Here is a 16,166-nt window from a genome sequence, read left to right on the forward strand (position 1 = left end):
ACCGTCAGATTCGCGCGGGTGGCCAGCGCGGTCGCCAACGGCGGCGAGTTCACGATCACCGTCAACTCCCGATCCACCGGCAACGCCTGCACCAGGCGGCCCGTGGTCGTGCCCGCGTCAATCACGATCGCGCCATCTTGCGGCAACTCGGCCAGCGCCGCCTTGGCGATACGCTCCTTCTCCGCCGTCATCACCTCATCGCGGGCGGCCAACTCGGGTTCGAACCCCAGCCGCTCGACCGGAATGGCGCCGCCGTGCACGCGCCGTAGCACACCCGCGCGCTCCAGCGCGGTCAGGTCCCGGCGGATCGTCTCGGTGGTGACGGCGAACTCCTCCGAGAGCGTCACCACGTCCACACGTCCGATGGTCCGCGCCCGGCGCAGGATCTCCTGCTGTCGCTCCTCGGCGTACATGCTGTTGATTCACCGCCGTTTCAATGTTGTTTCAGCTTTATTTACACCCGAATATGTTGGAACGTCAACGGTCGGCTTCCGTCAGGCTGAGTCGAGCATGAAAAACCTAGGTGTTTACCTGGAATGTGGGCACGCATGGGCCGGAGGGGGCGGATGCCCGAGACTTTGGAGTGCGTTGGAAACGGTGCCCCTCGCCGAGGGTGAGGTCCCCTCAGCCGGGAAACGAGATGTGGGCGGACGGCACGTGGGCGGTCAGCCAGACGCCGTTGGCACTGATCTGGAACTCGTGACCCGCCCGGTGCATCTCGCCTGAGCGAACGACCAGCACGACCGGCCTGCCCCGGCGCGCACCCACCCGGGTCGCGGTTTCCCGGTCGGGGGACAGGTGCACCGCGTGCCGGGTCATCGGCCGCAGGCCGTCCTCCCTGATGGCGGCCACGCGCGAGCCCACCGTTCCGTGGAACAGGATCTCGGGCGGCTCGACCGCGGGAAGGTCCAGGTCGACCTCGACCGTGTGGCCCTGGTTGGCGCGGATCCGGCCACCTTCTATGGTGAAGCGCCGTTTGTCGTTGCCCGCGACCACCTGTGCGAGCTCGTCGCGGGTGATCGCGAAGCCGTGCCGCGCGGCGGCGGCGAGCAGGGCGTCGATGTCCGCCCACCCCTGCGGGCCGAGGACCAGCCCGATGCGCTCGGGCTGGTGCCGGAGGTGCGCGGAGAGATATTTGGAGACTCGAACCAGTCGTCTGCTGTCCATGGGACAACAGGATGCTGACCCGCCCCGCCGCTTTCCAGCGGGTTCGCGCGGGGCGGTTCCCGGCCTCGGGGGGACGGCCTCAGCCGTCGGCGGCCCAGCCGTGGGTGCGCTTGAGCACGGCGGCCACGCGGGCGAAGCGCTCGGCGTCGAGGATGGAGCCCTCCCGCCGGATGTCGTCCTCGTTGAGGGTGAAGATCCGGTCAAGGCGCAGGTAGGAGACGCGGTTCTCCCGGTCCCAGCGACCAGGGCCGAGCTCCAGCCAGTCGCTCGGGTCGCCGCTGCCGCCTCGGCTGGACAGCATCAGCGCGAGCAGCTTGCGCCCGTGGCGGCCGACGACCAGCAGCGGCCGGTCCTTGCCGCGGTTCGGGTCCTCCTCGTAGGGGACCCAGGCCCAGACGATCTCGCCGGGGTCGGCGAGGCCGTCGAGGTCGGGGGAGTAGTTCAGGGTCGCCGCCCGGTCGACACGGTAGACCTCGCTGACCGCGCCCCGAGCCGGTCGGGGGTCCTCGCCAAGATCACGCACAGGCGCAGCCTATTGCAGGTGCGCGGTGCCCTTCAAAGGGGGGTGGCTCCGCGGGCGGGTGGGTGCCGCCCGCTGGCCGGGCGCCAGCGGGGCGGCGGTCGGTCCGGGGTATCCGGACCCGGTTCGGATACGCGGCTCAGCCGCCGCTCTTGCGGCGGAAGGAGCGCTTGGCCGCAGCCGGGCCGTGAGCACCGTGGATCTTCGAGGCGTTCTTCCCCTTGCCCCCGGCGTTCGCGTCCGCCTGGGCGAGCTTCTTGCGCTCCAGGGCCTCGCGGAACTTGCGCTTCAGTTCGTCGTCGGAACTCTCAGGCTCCTCCGGCGTGACGTCAGACATGCAGACCTCCTGATCTGGCCGATCTGGCTGATCCGGGCGGACGGTCCCACCCTGGCCAGCCGGACCTCATCCTCTCATGTTTCGAACATGGGTCCGGCTGGCTGGAACACGTCGCGGGCCTGACCGCGAGGGCCGGTCGCCGCCGGTGCCTTTGGCGGCGGCCGGGACGTGTGGTGACACGGGAGGGTGGGCACTCCCGCTAGTTCAGGTCCATGGCCATCAGCAGCAGCAGTCCGGCGAGATGGCCGACGACCACGAAGACGATCACGAAGACGAAGACGAACTTCGCCGGGCCGTGCTCGAAGTGCCGGCCCTCCTTGAGTGCGGGGCGCGCGGCCTGGCGCTCGGCGATCCGCTCCTCGATCGACTTGCTGTGAAACATGGGGATCCTTTGCTCGCCGATGCTTGGGGCGATAATAGTTTGTGTATTAATTATCGTACTATGTCGGGTGGAGGTGCGCGTGAGTGACATGACTGATCCCCTGAGTCTGGAGAGCCAGGTGTGCTTCGCCCTGGCGGTCGCCTCGCGCAACGTCATCGGGGTCTACCGGCCGCTGCTGGAGCCGATGGGGCTGACCCACCCCCAGTATCTGGTCATGCTCGCCCTCTGGGAGCAGGCGCCGCTGTCGGTCAAGGAGCTGAGCAAGCTACTGAGACTCGACCCCGGTACGCTGTCCCCGCTGCTGAAGCGTCTCGAGGCCGTTGGCTACATCCGGAGGCAGCGTGACGGCCAGGACCAGCGTGTCCTGGCAGTCTCGCTCACGCCGGAGGGCCGAGGGCTGCGGGACGAGGCGGAGAAGGTTCCGCCGGCGATCGTCAGGCGTCTGGGAATGAACCTGGAGGAGCTCCAGGAGCTCCACCGGTCGCTGAACCGGGTGATCGCCGCGGCGGACGGCGCGCATCACTGATTCATGTGGAGAGGAAAGGCTCATGGCTGGAAGCCACGGAGGAAGTCCGAAGTCTTGGCTTGCGGTGATCATCATTCTGCTGGGGTTCACCGTGGGAGGCGTGGCCCTGTGCCTCGGCCCCAACTGGATGTTCTTCTGGATCGGGACCGGGATCGTCGCGCTCGGCGGAGTGGTCGCCCTGGCGGTCGACATCTTCTCGGATGTCATCATCGATGCCCCCCGGGTGCCGCTGGACAACGGCAACAGCTGATCAGGCCTCCTGCAGCGCCTCCTCGACAGAGGTGAAGACCTCGAAGGAGGGGCGCAGGCCGGTGATGGCGAGGATGCGCTCCAGGGTGCCGTGCACGCCGACGAGCGCCAGACGGACACCCAGAGCGCGACTTCGCTGGAGCGCCAGGATCAGCTCCGCGACCCCGGTGGAGTCGCAGAAGGTGAGCCCCGTGACATCGGCCACGATCAGGGAAGGCGCTTCGGCCTCCCATGCCCTCTCCATCTCCAGGCGGAAGGCGGGGGCGTGCCGGTAGTCGAGCTCTCCGCGCACCTGGACGACGAACACCGTCCCGAGCAGCCTCGATGAGGCGGTGAAAAAGGTCATGGTCGGCTCCTTCGCCCGCGGGTGACAGGGCGGGCTGCCCTTTTTCCTACCAGGTCCGGTGCCGCCGTGCTTCCGGAGGGCGTCAAACGACCCGGTAGAGCAGCTCGGGCCGGCCGACCCCACCGTACTGGGGAACCCGGCGGGTGATTCCGCTCTCCGTCAGGTGCTCCAGGTAGCGGCGGGCGGTCACCCGGGAGACGCCGATCGCCGCCCCGGTGGTCTGGGCCGACAGGCCGCCAGGGGATTTGCGCAGCTCCGCCAGCACGGCGTCGAGAGTGGCCTGGGTCATCCCCTTGGGCAGGAGGCTCTGCGCCGGGCCCCGCAGCGCCGCCAGCGTGCGGTCCACCTCGCCCTGGCCACTGGCCTCTCCCAGGCCCTCCACCGACGAGCGGAACTCCGCGTAGTGGGTGAGCTTCTCCTTGAGCGAGGCGAAGGTGAACGGCTTGAGCAGGTACTGGGCCACGCCGACGGAGACCGCGGACCTGACCACCGACAGGTCCCGCGCCGAGGTGACCGCTATGACGTCCGACATCACGCCCGCCGCCCGCAGCGTCCGGCACACCTCAAGACCGTGCATGTCGGGCAGGTAGAGGTCGAGCAGGATCAGATCGACCGGGTGGCGCCGCAGGAAGCGCAACGCCTCCCCGCCGGACCTGGCCACCCCCGCCACCCGGAAGCCGGGCACCCGCTCCACGAAGACCCGGTTCGCCTCGGCGGTGATCTCCTCGTCCTCGACCACCAGTACCGAGATCATCACATTTCCTTTCCGCGCAGCGGCAGCCGTACGGTGAACACCGCGCCCGTCTCGCTCTCCGGGACGATATGGGCCGTCCCCGTCGCATGGGGTGCCCGCACCGGGTGACCGGCCTGGACGGTCCCGCCGACCTCGATCGTTCCGCCCAGACGGCGGACCGCCTGGCCGACCATGGCCAGCCCGAGGCCGCGGCCGTCGCCCTTGGTGGTCCATCCCCTGCGGAAGGCCTCGCCCGCCGTCGTGGGGTCGAGCCCCGGGCCGCTGTCGGCCACGCTGATCACGAAGGCCGTCTCGTCGGCGCGCAACCGCACCTCCACCCGGGCGGGCGGGGTTCCCGCCATGGCCGCTTCGACCGCGTTGTCTATCAGGTTGCCGACGATCGTCACCAGATCGCGGGTGTCCAGGCCGAGGTCGTCGAGCTCGCTGTCCGCGGCGATCGCCAGCTCCACCCCCCGTTCCCCGGCCTCGGCGCTCTTGCCCAGCAGCAGCGCGGCGAGCACGGGTTCGCGTACGGCGCCCACCACCCGGTCGGTGAGCTGCTGTGCGGCCCTGATCTCCGCGGTCGCGAACGCCACGGCCTGCTCGGCGCGGCCCAGCTCGACGAGGGTGATGACCGTGTGAAGCCGGTTGGCCGACTCGTGCGCGGCGGCCCGCAGGGAGTCGGCGAAGCCGCGCTCGGCGTCCAGCTGCCCGGCCAGGGACTGCAGCTCGGTGTGGTCGCGGAGGGTGACCACGGTGCCGAGCGAGCGGTTGCCGGAGCGGACCACCGCCGCGTTCACCACCAGCGTCCACTCCCCGGTCATATGGATCTCGTCGGTGCGGTTCTCGGCCGTCGAGAGCCGCTCGCTCAGTGCGGAGGGAAGGCCCAGCTCGGTGACGTGCCGTCCGTTCACCTCGCCCGCGAGGCCCAGGAGCTCCCTGGCGCCGTCGTTGCAGAGCGTCACCCTGCCCGCGTCGTCGACGAGCAGCAGTCCCTCCCGTACGGCGTGCAGGATCGCGTCGTGGTACTCGTACATCCGGCTCAGCTCGGTGGGGCCCATGCCGTGGGTCTGGCGGCGTAGCCGGGCCCCGACCAGGTAGGTGCCCGCCCCGCCGAGGGACAGGCCGAGCAGGCCGATCAGCGCGGCGCCGGCGATCTGGCCGCGGAGCCTGACGCTGATCTTGTTGATCGTGATGCCCGCGCTGACCAGGGCCTTCACCTGGCCGCGGTCGTCGCGGACCGGGGCGACGGCGCGGACCGAGGGACCGAGCGTGCCGGTGTAGGTCTCGGTGAAGGTCTGCCCGGCCAGGGCGGGCGCGGTGTTGCCGAGGAAGCGGTGGCCGATCTGGGCCGGGTTGGGATGCGTGTAGCGCACGCCGTCCAGGCTCATGATCGTGATGAAGTCGACCCCGGTCTCCTGCCTCACCCGTTCCGCGTACGGCTGCAGGACCGTCGAGTCGCCCAGGGAGGCGAGGACGGAGGGGGAGTCGGCCACGCTGATCGTCACCGCCCTGGCGGTGCCGACGGCCTCCTCGACGAGCAGGTCGCGCATCTGCAGGAAGGCGAGCAGCGCGCCACCGGTCACGGTGACGCCCACGACGACGATCTGCAGCGCCAGCATCTGCCTGGCCAGACTCCAGCCACGCACCTGTTTGGAAAGCTCCCGCAAGTTCACGAACGAAATGTACGCAATGGTGACTTAGATCACAGCGTCGGCGGATAGTCGCTCGACCGGATTTTTCTTCTACCACGGTGGAGACACGCATGAGCGCGGCCCGAGACAGAACACACTACCTGTACATAGCCGTGATCGCCGCAGTGATCGCCGGCGTCACCGTCGGGCTCGTCGCTCCCGATCTCGGCAAGGAGCTGAAGCCACTCGGCACCGCCTTCGTCGCCCTGATCAAGATGATGATCAGCCCGATCATCTTCTGCACCATCGTGCTCGGTGTCGGATCCGTCACCAAGGCCGCCAAGGTCGGCAAGGTCGGCGGTCTCGCACTCGGCTACTTCCTCGCCATGTCGACGGTCGCGCTGGGCATCGGCCTGATCGTGGGCAACCTGATCGACCCCGGACAGGGCCTCGCGCTCACCGACGAGCTCCGCAAGGCCGCCGAGGCCGAGGCGGCCAAGGGCGGCGAGAGCGACACGGTGACGTTCCTGCTCGGGATCATCCCCACCACGCTGGTGTCGGCGTTCACCGAGGGTGAGGTGCTGCAGACCCTGCTCGTCGCGTTGCTCGCCGGGTTCGCCCTGCAGGCGATGGGCGAGCGCGGCAGGCCCGTGCTGAACGGCATCGCGCACATCCAGCGGCTCGTCTTCCGGATCCTCGCCATGATCATGTGGGCCGCCCCCGTCGGCGCCTTCGGCGCGATGGCCGCGGTCGTCGGCGCCACCGGCGTGGACGCGCTCAAGAGCCTCGGCGTCATCATGCTCGCCTTCTACGTGACCTGCCTGCTCTTCGTGTTCGTCATCCTCGGTCCGATGCTCTGGCTGGTGGCGCGGATCGGGCTGCCCTCGCTCCTGCGCTACCTGGGCAGGGAGTTCCTGCTGATCCTGTCGACCTCGTCGTCGGAGTCGGCACTGCCGCGGCTGATCGCCAAGATGGAGCACCTCGGCGTGAGCAGGCCGGTCGCCGGGATCACCGTGCCGACCGGTTACTCCTTCAACCTGGACGGCACCGCCATCTACCTCACCATGGCCACGCTGTTCGTCGCGAGCGCCACCGGCGCGCCGCTCTCCTTCGGCGAGCAGGTCTCCCTGCTGGTCTTCATGATGATCGCGTCGAAGGGCGCCGCCGGGGTCACCGGCGCCGGCCTGGCCACCCTCGCCGGGGGCCTGCAGTCCCATCGCCCCGACCTGGTCGACGGTGTCGGTCTCATCGTCGGCATCGACCGCTTCATGTCCGAGGCGCGGGCGCTGACCAACTTCGCGGGCAACGCGGTCGCCACGGTCCTGGTCGGCACCTGGACCGGCGAGTTCGACCGGGAGCGCGCGGCCGAGGTGCTGGCGGGGAGGGTCCCGTTCGACGAGACGACCCTCCTGGACGACGACGATGACGGCGACGACACCCCGCCGCCCGCCGCGCGCTCGGACGACCCGGTGATGTCACCGGCATAGCGGGAAACCGGGCGGCGGGCATGCGGGCCGGTGCCGGACACTCGTCTCGGGGGAGCGAGTGTCCGGCCCCGACCGGCTGATGTTCGGCAGTGACTGGCCGGTGGCCATCCTCGCCGGAGACTACGCCAAGGTGTGGCGGGAGACGGGCGTGCTGCTCGCGGGCCTTGGCGAGAACGATCGCGCGGCCGTACTCGGAGGTACGGCCGCGCGCTTCTACGGGATCGAGGTCTGACCGTGCTGGACCGGCTCAGGCCGACCGGTGCAGGAAGCCGATGCTCGCGGCGAGACCGCGGAGGTCGACGCCGAGGCGGTACAGGATGGAGACCGAGGCGTTCGAGCCGTCGGCCAGCAGGCCCTTGAGCAGGTCCTCCCCGGTCACCCCGGAGTGGCCGCCGGTGCTGACGGCGACCTCGACGACCTTCCTCGCCCTCGCGGTGAGGGGCAGGTCTCCGGCCGGGCCGCTGAGCACCACGTTCAGCGGGCGCAGCCGGGAGCGCGACAGCCGCCACGCCAGGGGGTCGTCCCGCCGGGCGGGCAGGCGCCGCCTGATCTCGTCCAGGTCGACGCCGATGGCGGCCAGCAGCTCGCGGTCGCCCGCCAGGCCCCGTGCCGCCTCGCGCTCCCCGATCTCCGCGCGGACCGCCTCCGGGGTGACACCGAAACCCGCCGCCGGCCACGACTCCGCCAGGGCGAGCAGGAGCATGTCCTCGTCGAGCGTGGTGCGGCCGTGGTCGAGTGCCAGTAGCCCGGCCCGGACCGTGGTCCGCCGGGCCTCGGGGGTGAATCTCGCGAACATTGTCAGCTCCCGCCGTCGATGATCCGGTGTGCGTGCTTGCGGTGCGCCGTCTGCCGCCTGACGCCGAGCGCCGCGGCGATGACCTCCCAGGACGAGCCCTGGGCCCTGGCCTCGATGACGTGCGCCGCCTCCAGCTCCTCCAGGAGCCTGCGCAGCGCCGCCACGGCCGCCAGCGCAGCCACCGGGTCCTCGCCGTCGACGGCCTTGGAGAACTCGCTCAGCGATCCCATGTTGTCAGCATAAGCTGACAGATTCACTTTTGTCAGCTTATGCTGACGGTATTCCTGGCACCCCGCACGCTTCGGGCGGGGACACGCTAGCGTGCAGGGGTGGATGGGACCTTCACCGTCGAGGAGGCGCGGGCGCTCATGCCCGCGCTGCTGGAGCGGGCCGCCGCGTTCGTGACGATGCGGGGAGAACTGGCCGAGCTCGCGTACGAGCTCCGCAGCACCGGCACCTCGGAAGCCGGCGGGCTGGCCGAGGCGAAGGCGTACGAGGCCAGGCTGGAGGAGATCCTCGGCTGGTTCGAGGAGCAGGGCGTCGAGGTCAAGGGCGTCGCGCCCCTGCTCGTCGACTTCCCCTCGGTGCTCGACGGGGTTTCGGTGCGGTTGTGCTGGCTCGAAGGAGACCGCGACCTGGCCTGGTACCACCGCGACGAGCTGGGCTTCGCCGGTCGCCGGCCGCTTCCCTGATCGCGGGTCTCCTCCAGGGCGCGATTACTCGATCACCAGGTTGACCGGGATGTTGCCACGGGTCGCGTTGGAGTAGGGGCAGACCTGGTGGGCGGCCTCCACGAGGGCGGTGCCGGTCTCGCCGTGCAGCTCGTCGGGCAGCTCGACGCGCAGCGTCACCCCGAGCGCGAAGCCCTTGCCCTCCGGGTGGAGGCTCACCTCGGCGGTCACCGACGCCTCGGAGACGTCGACCTTCTCCCTCCGGCCGACCAGCTGAAGCGCGCTGGCGAAGCAGGCGGCGTAGCCGGCCGCGAACAGCTGCTCGGGATTGGTGCCCTCGCCGGAGCCGCCCATCTCCCGCGGCGGCGCGAGGGTCACGTCGAGGCGCTTGTCGGACGAGACCGCCCGGCCTTCCCTGCCGTTGGCGGTGGCGATGGCGGTGTAGAGCGTACTCATCGGGATCCCCTTCTTGGTTTTGGACAACTCAATTGTGTGCAATTTAGTTGGTGGCAGTCAAGTTCGGTATAATCAGGACCGTGAAGATCTCCGTCGAGAACCTCGTCTGTTTCGACGTGCACGCGGCCTCGCGGGCGCTGGACGCGGTCTACCGCAGGGTGCTGCGCGAGCTGGGCCTCACCTACCCGCAGTACCTGGTGATGACGGTGCTCTGGGAGCGCGGGCCGGTGACGGTCAAGGAGCTCGGTCTCACGCTGCGGCTCGACTCGGGCACCCTGTCACCGCTGCTGAAGAGGCTGGAGGCGGCGGGCCTGGTGGGCCGCGAGCGCAGCGCCTCCGACGAGCGCTCCGTGCTGGTACGGCCCACGCCCGAGGGCGCCGAGCTGGGGGAGCGGGCGTGCGACGTCCCCGGCCGGATCTTCGAGGCCGCCGGGCTCGCGCCCTCGGAGGCCCTCGACCTGCAACGGACCCTGCGCCGGGTCATCGCCTCCCTCGACGAGTCGTCGCGATGATCACGGCCGACGACGTGCGCCGCGTCGCCATGGCGTTGCCCAGGACCGAGGAGAGGCTCGTCAGGGACCGGGTGACGTTCCGGGTGGGCCGGATCGTCTACGCCGCGATCTCGCCCGACGAGACCTCGATGGGATTCGCCTTCCCCAAGGAGGAGCGGGCCGCGCTGATCGCGTCCGCGCCGGAGACGTTCCACATGCCCCGGCCCTCCGACGAGCGTTACAACTGGGTGCGGGTCCGGCTCGCGGCGATCGACGCGACCGAGCTGCGCGAGCTGGTCGAGGACGCCTGGCGGATGGTCGTGCCCAAGCGGGTCGCGGCCGCCCACTTCGGGGAGCCGGTGGTCAGGAGGTCCCGCTGAGATGGACCTCCCGGGCCAGCCTCGTCGTCTGGCCGGTGGAGCGCTGCCAGGTGGCCCCGGCCGGGTGGGCGGTCAGCAGGACCATGATCCAGCGCTCCCCGGGGCCGACCAGGCCGGTGCTGTGCAGTACGGGACGGCCCAGATCGGGCACGGGACCGGCTCCGGCGGGTGCCGCCGTGGTGACCCCGCTCGGTGCGGTGGCGCCCAGGGCCACCGGAGCCGCAGCGGCGGAGGTGAAGGCGGCGGAGGCGGTACGGGCGGCGGGAGAGGTCGCCGGGCGGCAGCGGACCGGGGGGGTGGAGCCGTACCCCGACCAGCCCTGCTTGACCGCCCACGGCCCGCGCACCCCGCGGGGGATGCCGAAGTACTGGTCGAAGCCGTCGGAGCCGCACTGTCCGGCCCTGCGCAGGTGGCCCAGGATCAGAGCGCTGACCTTGGGGTCGGCCCGGTCGAGCAGGTAGCGGTAGGTCTTGACGACGTCCATCGCGCTGAGCGAGGTGTAGCCCCAGAAGCCTGGTTTGTCGGCCGGTGGGGGAGCGGTGTCGGTGAGTTGTAGCTTGCGTGCCATCCGCTGGATGATTCTTCCCTGACCGCCTCTGCTCCAGAAGGAGGTCGCGGCGGCGTCGTCGCTGACCCGCAGCATGACCTTGAGCAGCGCCAGGTCCTTCTTGGAGACGTCGCTGTGCGACTCCAGACGGTCGATCGCGATGAGGATCTTCACCACCGACGCCGACCGGAACCTCCGATGCGCGTTGCGGTACTCGGTCACCTTCGCGGTCTGCCGGTCGAAGACCACGTAACCGGCGGTCACCCCGGCCGGGACATGCGGCTTGCCAGGGGCGGTGGCCGAGGCCGGAGTGGTGGCCGCCAGGAGGGGGAGGGCGGTCGCGAGGACCGTCAGCAAACGCATCACGGGACAAATGCCTACCAGATCCCGGCGTCGGCGGCAGGAGGACGGCCTCTGGGAGGGATCGCTCCGGGGCGTTCCGTGAAGATCCGTGCCATGGAGATCCACTCCGAGCCGTCGCTCCCGGAAGCGCGCCTCGGGGCACGTCGGGCCTGCCGGTCGATCTCTCACGATATAACCAACTAAACATGTAGAGATTACGGGTTTTAATGTTACTGTCGTTGTATGTCGGCAGTTCCCCTGCATCTCGCCGTCGCTCTCGACGGCGCCGGATGGCATCCCGCGGCCTGGCGCGACCCCGCCGCCTCCCCGAAAGCCCTGTTCACCGCCGCCTACTGGGCCCAACTGGTGGCCGAAGCCGAGCACGGCCTGCTCGACTTCGTCACCATCGAGGACTCCCTCGCCCTGCAGACCACTCTTCTGGACGGCCACGACGGCCGTGTCGACCAGGTGCGCGGCCGGTTCGACGCCGTCCTGGTGGCCTCCAGGATCGCCCCCCTGACCAGCCGGATCGGGCTGGTGCCCACGGCGACCACCACGCACACCGAGCCCTTCCACGTCGCGAGCTCCATCGCCACCCTCGACTACGTCAGCACCGGGCGGGCCGGATGGCGCGCCCAGATCTCCGGGCGCCGCACCGAGGCGGCCCACTTCGGCCGCCGGGAGGTTCCCGAGCTCCGCCCCGAGAACCTCGGCGACCTCGACAAGGTGGGTGTCGTGCGGGAGCTGTTCGCCGACGCCGCCGACGCCGTCGAGGCCGTGCGGCGCCTCTGGGACAGCTGGGAGGACGACGCGATCATCCGCGACGTGGCCACCGGCCGGTTCGTCGACCGGGACAGACTCCACTACGTCGACTTCGAGGGGACGAGCTTCACGGTCAAGGGGCCCTCCATCGTGCCGAGGCCGCCCCAGGGGCAGCCGCTGGTCACCGCGCTGGCCCACTCCCGGCTCCCGTACGAGTTCGCAGCGCGCGGCGCCGACGTCGTCTACGTCACGCCACACGACAGTGAGCAGGCGCGGGCCATCGTGCGCGAGGTACGTGAGATCTCCGGGCAGGTGCGCGATCCGGCCGCGGAGGAGCTGAGGATATTCGCGGACCTCGTCGTCCTCCTCGACGACGACGCGAAGGGCGCCCGCGAACGCGGGGCACGGCTCGACGAGCTCGACGGCGCCACGTACACCTCCGACGCCGCGATCTTCACGGGTACCCCGGGAGAGCTCGCCGACCTGCTCCTGGAGTGGCGCGCGGCCGGGCTGCAAGGGTTCCGGCTCCGGCCCGCCGTGCTGCCGACCGACCTGACCGCGATCACCCGCGGCCTGGTGCCCGAGCTGCGCGGACGCGGCGCCTTCCGCCACGCGTACCAGGCCGGCACGCTCCGCGGCCACCTCTACCTGCCCCGACCCGCCAGCCGCTACGCAGGGAGCCGACGATGAAGCAGGTCATCCTCGCCGCCCACTTCCCGGGCGTGAACAACCACACGGTCTGGAGCGATCCGGCCTCGGGCAGCCAGATCGACTTCGCCTCCTTCGTCCACCTGGCGCGGACCGCCGAGCGCGGCAGGTTCGACTTCTTCTTCCTGGCCGACGGGCAGCGGCTGCGCGAGCAGCGCGGCAGGATCCACGACCTCGACGTGGTCGGCCGCCCCGACTCGCTCACCGTGCTCTCAGGACTGGCCGCGGTCACCGACCACCTGGGCCTGGCCGGGACCATCAACGCCACCTTCAACGAGCCGTACGAGCTCGCCCGCAGGCTCGCCACCCTCGACCACCTGTCCGGCGGCCGGGCCGGGTGGAATGTCGTCACCTCCTCCGACGCGTTCACCGGCGAGAACTTCCGCAGGGGCGGCTTCCTGGAGCACTCGCAACGCTACGAGCGGGCCGAGGAGTTCGTCCGGACGGTCCGCGAGCTCTGGGACTCCTGGGCCGCCGGCGACCTCGTCGCGGACCCGGCCGCGGGCACGTTCGCCAGGCGGGAGGCCGGGGAGTTCGCCCACCGGGGCACCCACTTCGACATCGGCGGCCACTTCACCGTGCCGCGCGGCCCGCAGGGCCACCCGCTGACCATCCAGGCCGGAGACTCCGAGGGCGGCAGGGCCTTCGCGGCGGCCACCGCCGACGCCGTCTTCTCCCGGCACAGCAGGCTCGAAGAGGGGCAGGCCTTCTACCGCGACATCAAGTCGAGGCTGGCCGCGCACGGCAGGTCCCCCGACTCGCTGAAGATCCTCCCCGGTGTCACGTTCGCGCTCGGTGACACCGACGCCGAGGCCCAGGAGAACGCCGACCACATCCGCCGCCAGCAGGTCAGCCCGCAGACCGCGATCCTGCTGCTCGAGCAGCTGTGGAACCGCGACCTGTCGGCCTACGACCCCGAGGGCCCGCTGCCCGAGATCGACCCGGACGTCTCGGAAGACTCGATCATCAAGGGCCGGACCCGGATGTCCAGGGACCCGCTCGCCACGGCGGCGGAGTGGCGGGCCCTGGCCGAGTCCAAACGGCTCGGCATCCGCGACCTGGTCATCGAGGTGACCGGCAGGCAGTCCTTCATCGGCTCGCCCTCGCGCGTCGCCGAGGAGATCAACGAGTTCGTGCAGAGCGACGCCGCCGACGGCTTCATCCTGGTGCCGCACCTCACCCCCGGCGGCCTGGACGGCTTCGTCGACAAGGTCGTCCCGTTGCTGCAGGAGCGCGGAGTCCTCCGCGCGGAGTACGAGACCACCACGCTACGCGGTCACCTGGGGCTGGAGGAGCACCGTTGAAATTCCTCGCCATCACCCTCATCGTCCACGGCCCCAACCCCGTCACCGGCGAGCTCAAGTCGACCAACGCGCGCCTGCGCGAGGTGGTCGAGAACGCCGTGCTGGCCGAGGAACTCGGTTTTGACGGCTTCGGCGTCGGGGAGCGGCACGAGCGCCCGTTCATCTCCTCCTCCCCGCCGGTCGTGCTCAGCCACATCGCGGCGAAGACGTCGACGATCAAACTGTTCACCGCGGTCACCACGCTGAGCCTGCTGGACCCGGTACGGGCCTACGAGGACTACGCCACCCTCGACCACCTCTCCGACGGCCGCCTGGAGCTCATCATCGGCAAGGGCAACGGAGCCGCGCAGGCCCAGCTCTTCCATGTGACCGGCGAGGACCAGTGGGAGCGCAACCGGGAGGGCTACGAGCTGTTCCGCCGCCTGTGGCGGGAGGACAGGGTGACCTGGTCCGGTAGGTTCAGGCCGTCCCTGACCGACGCCGAGACCTGGCCGCGCCCGCTGCAGCGGCCCATCCGCGTCTGGCACGGCAGCGCCACCAGCAAGGAGTCGGTGGACCTCGCCGCCCAGTACGGAGACCCGCTGTTCTCCGCCAACGTCAGCAACCCGGTCGAGCCGTACGCCGAGCTGATCCGTTACTACCGGGAACGCTGGGAGTTCCACGGTCACGACCCCGCCGACGCCCTGGTGGGAGCGGGCACCGCCGGGTACTACGCGGCCAGGAACTCCCAGGACGCGATAGAGACCTACCGGCCGATCTTCAACGCCAGGCTGGAGCTGTTCAAGAAGGTCGGGGTGGACCCGGTCTTCCACACCCTGGAGGACGCGATCGAGCGCAGCTCGATCCTGGTCGGCAGCCCGCAGCAGATCATCGACAAGGTGCACCGCTACCACGAGCAGCTCGGGCACGAGGTCATGCACCTGCACGCGGACGCGGACGGCCTCACCGACAAGCAGCACCGGACGGCACTGGAACTCTTCCAGAGCGACATCGCCCCGGTGCTGCGCGCGGAGATCCCCAGCAGACCGTTCCCCCGGTACGAGGACACGGAGCACGGGGGGCGCTCATGACCTCCCTGTCCGTCCTCGACCTGGCCCCCGTCCCGTCCGGTGGCACGCCGGGCGACGCGCTGCGCAACACCCTGGACCTGGCCAGGCGGGCCGAGGAGTTCGGCTACCTCCGCTACTGGGTGGCCGAGCACCACTTCGCGTCCGGCGTCGCCAGCGCCGCCCCGGCCGTGCTCATCGCCCTGGTGGCCGCCGCGACCAGCACGATCAGGGTCGGCTCGGGAGCCGTACAGCTCGGGCACCAGACCGCGCTGTCGGTGGTCGAGCAGTTCGGTCTCATCGACGCGCTCCACCCCGGCCGGATCGACCTCGGCCTGGGCCGGTCGGGCCAGCGCAAGGCCGAGTTCGCCGAGCTGGCGAAGAAGGCCCCGCCCGCGCCGAGGCCCGCCAGGGTCGTGGACGGCCTGCTCATCCCCGAACCCTTCTCCTTCACCGCGCTCGCGAGGTCGCCGCTGCTCTCCCTGTACGGCTCGCTGCTCCAGCAGCCCGGCGCGGAAAGCCCTGACTTCGCCGACCAGGTGGACGACATCGCGGCGCTGATCGCCGGCACCTACCGCTCCCCGGAGGGGGTGGCCGCGCACGCGGTGCCCGGCGAGGGCGCGGACCTGCGGCTGTGGATCCTGGGCAGCAGCGGCGGGCAGAGCGCGCAGGTGGCGGGGGAGCGGGGGCTGCCGTTCGCGGCGAACTACCACGTCAGCCCGTCCGGTGTGCTGGAGGCCGCGGAGGCGTACCGGGAGGCGTTCAAGCCCTCGGAGACCCTGGCGGAACCCCACCTGATCGTTTCGGCGGACGTCGTGGTGGCCGAGGACGACGAGAGGGCCCGCGAGCTCGCCTCCCCGTACGGGCTCTGGGTCCGCAGCATCCGCAGCGGTGCCGGGGCGATCCCCTTCCCGACACCGGCGGAGGCCGCGGCCCACGAGTGGAGCCAGGAGGACCGCGCGCTGGTCGCCGACCGGCTGGACACCCAGTTCGTCGGCTCCCCGCGTACCGTCGCCGAGAGGCTGCGCGTCCTGCGTGACGTCACCGGCGCCCACGAACTGCTCGTCACCACCATCACCCACGACCACGCCGACCGGGTCCGCTCCTACGAGCTGCTCGCCGAGGAGTGGTCGAGGCTCGTCGCCTGAGCCCCAGACGGCCTGCCGGGCGGACACCGTCCCGGCGCGCCCAAGGCCGGGGAGGCCGCCCGTACTCGGCCTCCCCGGCTTCCTGCACCCGGCACCCGGTGGCGGCCACGGCCGCCGCCGAAGATATTTCCGGC

23 protein-coding genes are annotated in these 16,166 nt (G+C 70.6%); 11 read left to right on the plus strand and 12 right to left on the minus strand.

Annotated elements, in window-relative coordinates; genetic code table 11:
- The 5 genes from ABT061_RS38195 to ABT061_RS38215 form a co-directional block, all read right to left on the minus strand.
- On the minus strand, positions 1–413 hold a 413-nt coding region (locus ABT061_RS38195), incomplete at its 3' end, for a DeoR/GlpR family DNA-binding transcription regulator (RefSeq protein WP_350927363.1).
- A 211-nt stretch (positions 414–624) separates the two neighbouring features.
- On the minus strand, positions 625–1,167 hold the full coding sequence (locus ABT061_RS38200) for an RNA 2'-phosphotransferase (RefSeq protein WP_350927365.1): 543 nt from the start codon (positions 1,165–1,167) through the stop codon (positions 625–627).
- Positions 1,168–1,246: 79 nt separating this feature from the next.
- The gene (locus tag ABT061_RS38205) at positions 1,247–1,690 is read right to left on the minus strand and encodes a type II toxin-antitoxin system PemK/MazF family toxin (protein ID WP_350927367.1); all 444 of its coding nucleotides are present in this window, start codon (positions 1,688–1,690) and stop codon (positions 1,247–1,249) included.
- Positions 1,691–1,826: 136 nt separating this feature from the next.
- Entirely contained in the window at positions 1,827–2,024 is a 198-nt protein-coding gene (locus tag ABT061_RS38210) for a DUF5302 domain-containing protein (protein WP_343960976.1), read from the minus strand.
- Between the two features lie 199 nt (positions 2,025–2,223).
- A complete protein-coding gene (locus tag ABT061_RS38215; RefSeq protein ID WP_350927369.1) occupies positions 2,224–2,406 on the minus strand; it encodes a hypothetical protein in 183 nt (60 codons plus the stop codon).
- Positions 2,407–2,494: 88 nt separating this feature from the next.
- On the opposite strand from ABT061_RS38215, the gene ABT061_RS38220 reads away from it, so the two are divergent.
- Both ABT061_RS38220 and ABT061_RS38225 read left to right on the plus strand, forming a co-directional pair.
- Entirely contained in the window at positions 2,495–2,932 is a 438-nt protein-coding gene (locus ABT061_RS38220; RefSeq protein ID WP_350927371.1) for a MarR family winged helix-turn-helix transcriptional regulator, read from the plus strand.
- A gap of 22 nt (positions 2,933–2,954) precedes the next feature.
- Positions 2,955–3,182: an HGxxPAAW family protein gene (locus ABT061_RS38225; protein ID WP_350927373.1), complete on the plus strand. Its 228-nt coding sequence runs from the start codon at positions 2,955–2,957 to the stop codon at positions 3,180–3,182.
- On the opposite strand, the gene ABT061_RS38230 is transcribed toward ABT061_RS38225, so the two are convergent.
- The 3 genes from ABT061_RS38230 to ABT061_RS38240 form a co-directional block, all read right to left on the minus strand.
- Complete coding sequence (locus ABT061_RS38230) at positions 3,183–3,527, minus strand: anti-sigma factor antagonist (protein WP_350927375.1); 345 nt, start codon at positions 3,525–3,527, stop codon at positions 3,183–3,185. It lies immediately after the preceding gene.
- 82 nt (positions 3,528–3,609) lie between these two features.
- Positions 3,610–4,281: a response regulator gene (locus ABT061_RS38235; RefSeq protein WP_350927377.1), complete on the minus strand. Its 672-nt coding sequence runs from the start codon at positions 4,279–4,281 to the stop codon at positions 3,610–3,612.
- On the minus strand, positions 4,281–5,936 hold the full coding sequence (locus ABT061_RS38240; RefSeq protein ID WP_350927379.1) for a sensor histidine kinase: 1,656 nt from the start codon (positions 5,934–5,936) through the stop codon (positions 4,281–4,283). The genes ABT061_RS38235 and ABT061_RS38240 overlap by 1 nt, the downstream gene beginning before the upstream one ends.
- A gap of 89 nt (positions 5,937–6,025) precedes the next feature.
- Here ABT061_RS38240 and ABT061_RS38245 point away from each other — a divergent pair, with 89 nt between their 5' ends.
- Together ABT061_RS38245 and ABT061_RS38250 are read left to right on the plus strand one after the other, a co-directional pair.
- A complete protein-coding gene (locus ABT061_RS38245; protein WP_350927381.1) occupies positions 6,026–7,381 on the plus strand; it encodes a cation:dicarboxylate symporter family transporter in 1,356 nt (451 codons plus the stop codon).
- A gap of 58 nt (positions 7,382–7,439) precedes the next feature.
- Positions 7,440–7,613, plus strand: coding sequence for an amidohydrolase family protein (locus ABT061_RS38250; RefSeq protein WP_350927383.1), 174 nt, complete (start codon positions 7,440–7,442; stop codon positions 7,611–7,613).
- A 15-nt stretch (positions 7,614–7,628) separates the two neighbouring features.
- Here ABT061_RS38250 and ABT061_RS38255 read toward each other — a convergent pair whose 3' ends face one another.
- Together ABT061_RS38255 and ABT061_RS38260 are read right to left on the minus strand one after the other, a co-directional pair.
- A complete protein-coding gene (locus tag ABT061_RS38255; protein WP_350927385.1) occupies positions 7,629–8,177 on the minus strand; it encodes a Clp protease N-terminal domain-containing protein in 549 nt (182 codons plus the stop codon).
- Between the two features lie 2 nt (positions 8,178–8,179).
- Entirely contained in the window at positions 8,180–8,407 is a 228-nt protein-coding gene (locus ABT061_RS38260) for a helix-turn-helix domain-containing protein (RefSeq protein ID WP_350927387.1), read from the minus strand.
- A 99-nt stretch (positions 8,408–8,506) separates the two neighbouring features.
- Here ABT061_RS38260 and ABT061_RS38265 point away from each other — a divergent pair, with 99 nt between their 5' ends.
- Positions 8,507–8,869 carry a DUF2203 domain-containing protein gene (locus ABT061_RS38265; RefSeq protein ID WP_350927389.1) on the plus strand — a complete coding sequence of 121 codons (363 nt, stop codon included), beginning with the start codon at positions 8,507–8,509 and terminating at the stop codon, positions 8,867–8,869.
- Between the two features lie 24 nt (positions 8,870–8,893).
- Here ABT061_RS38265 and ABT061_RS38270 read toward each other — a convergent pair whose 3' ends face one another.
- Complete coding sequence (locus tag ABT061_RS38270; RefSeq protein ID WP_350927391.1) at positions 8,894–9,304, minus strand: organic hydroperoxide resistance protein; 411 nt, start codon at positions 9,302–9,304, stop codon at positions 8,894–8,896.
- Positions 9,305–9,390: 86 nt separating this feature from the next.
- Between ABT061_RS38270 and ABT061_RS38275 the strand changes: the two genes are divergently transcribed.
- Both ABT061_RS38275 and ABT061_RS38280 read left to right on the plus strand, forming a co-directional pair.
- The gene (locus ABT061_RS38275; protein WP_350927600.1) at positions 9,391–9,816 is read left to right on the plus strand and encodes a MarR family winged helix-turn-helix transcriptional regulator; all 426 of its coding nucleotides are present in this window, start codon (positions 9,391–9,393) and stop codon (positions 9,814–9,816) included.
- The gene (locus ABT061_RS38280; RefSeq protein ID WP_350927393.1) at positions 9,813–10,175 is read left to right on the plus strand and encodes an MmcQ/YjbR family DNA-binding protein; all 363 of its coding nucleotides are present in this window, start codon (positions 9,813–9,815) and stop codon (positions 10,173–10,175) included. The genes ABT061_RS38275 and ABT061_RS38280 overlap by 4 nt, the downstream gene beginning before the upstream one ends.
- Here the strand turns inward: ABT061_RS38280 and ABT061_RS38285 are convergent.
- Complete coding sequence (locus ABT061_RS38285; protein WP_350927602.1) at positions 10,159–11,085, minus strand: serine hydrolase; 927 nt, start codon at positions 11,083–11,085, stop codon at positions 10,159–10,161. The two genes, ABT061_RS38280 and ABT061_RS38285, sit on opposite strands and share 17 nt — an antisense overlap.
- Positions 11,086–11,307: 222 nt before the next feature.
- Here ABT061_RS38285 and ABT061_RS38290 point away from each other — a divergent pair, with 222 nt between their 5' ends.
- From ABT061_RS38290 to ABT061_RS38305, 4 genes are read left to right on the plus strand one after another with little or no spacing between them, the layout of a single operon-like run.
- Entirely contained in the window at positions 11,308–12,516 is a 1,209-nt protein-coding gene (locus ABT061_RS38290) for an LLM class flavin-dependent oxidoreductase (RefSeq protein ID WP_350927395.1), read from the plus strand.
- On the plus strand, positions 12,513–13,838 hold the full coding sequence (locus ABT061_RS38295) for an NtaA/DmoA family FMN-dependent monooxygenase (protein WP_350927397.1): 1,326 nt from the start codon (positions 12,513–12,515) through the stop codon (positions 13,836–13,838). Before ABT061_RS38290 ends, ABT061_RS38295 begins: the two co-directional genes overlap by 4 nt.
- Positions 13,835–14,908: an LLM class flavin-dependent oxidoreductase gene (locus ABT061_RS38300; protein WP_350927399.1), complete on the plus strand. Its 1,074-nt coding sequence runs from the start codon at positions 13,835–13,837 to the stop codon at positions 14,906–14,908. Before ABT061_RS38295 ends, ABT061_RS38300 begins: the two co-directional genes overlap by 4 nt.
- Positions 14,905–16,032: an LLM class flavin-dependent oxidoreductase gene (locus ABT061_RS38305; RefSeq protein ID WP_350927401.1), complete on the plus strand. Its 1,128-nt coding sequence runs from the start codon at positions 14,905–14,907 to the stop codon at positions 16,030–16,032. Before ABT061_RS38300 ends, ABT061_RS38305 begins: the two co-directional genes overlap by 4 nt.
- Positions 16,033–16,166 lie beyond the last annotated feature (134 nt).

Source organism: Streptosporangium sp. NPDC002544, from assembly GCF_040295965.1.
GTDB lineage: Bacteria > Actinomycetota > Actinomycetes > Streptosporangiales > Streptosporangiaceae > Streptosporangium.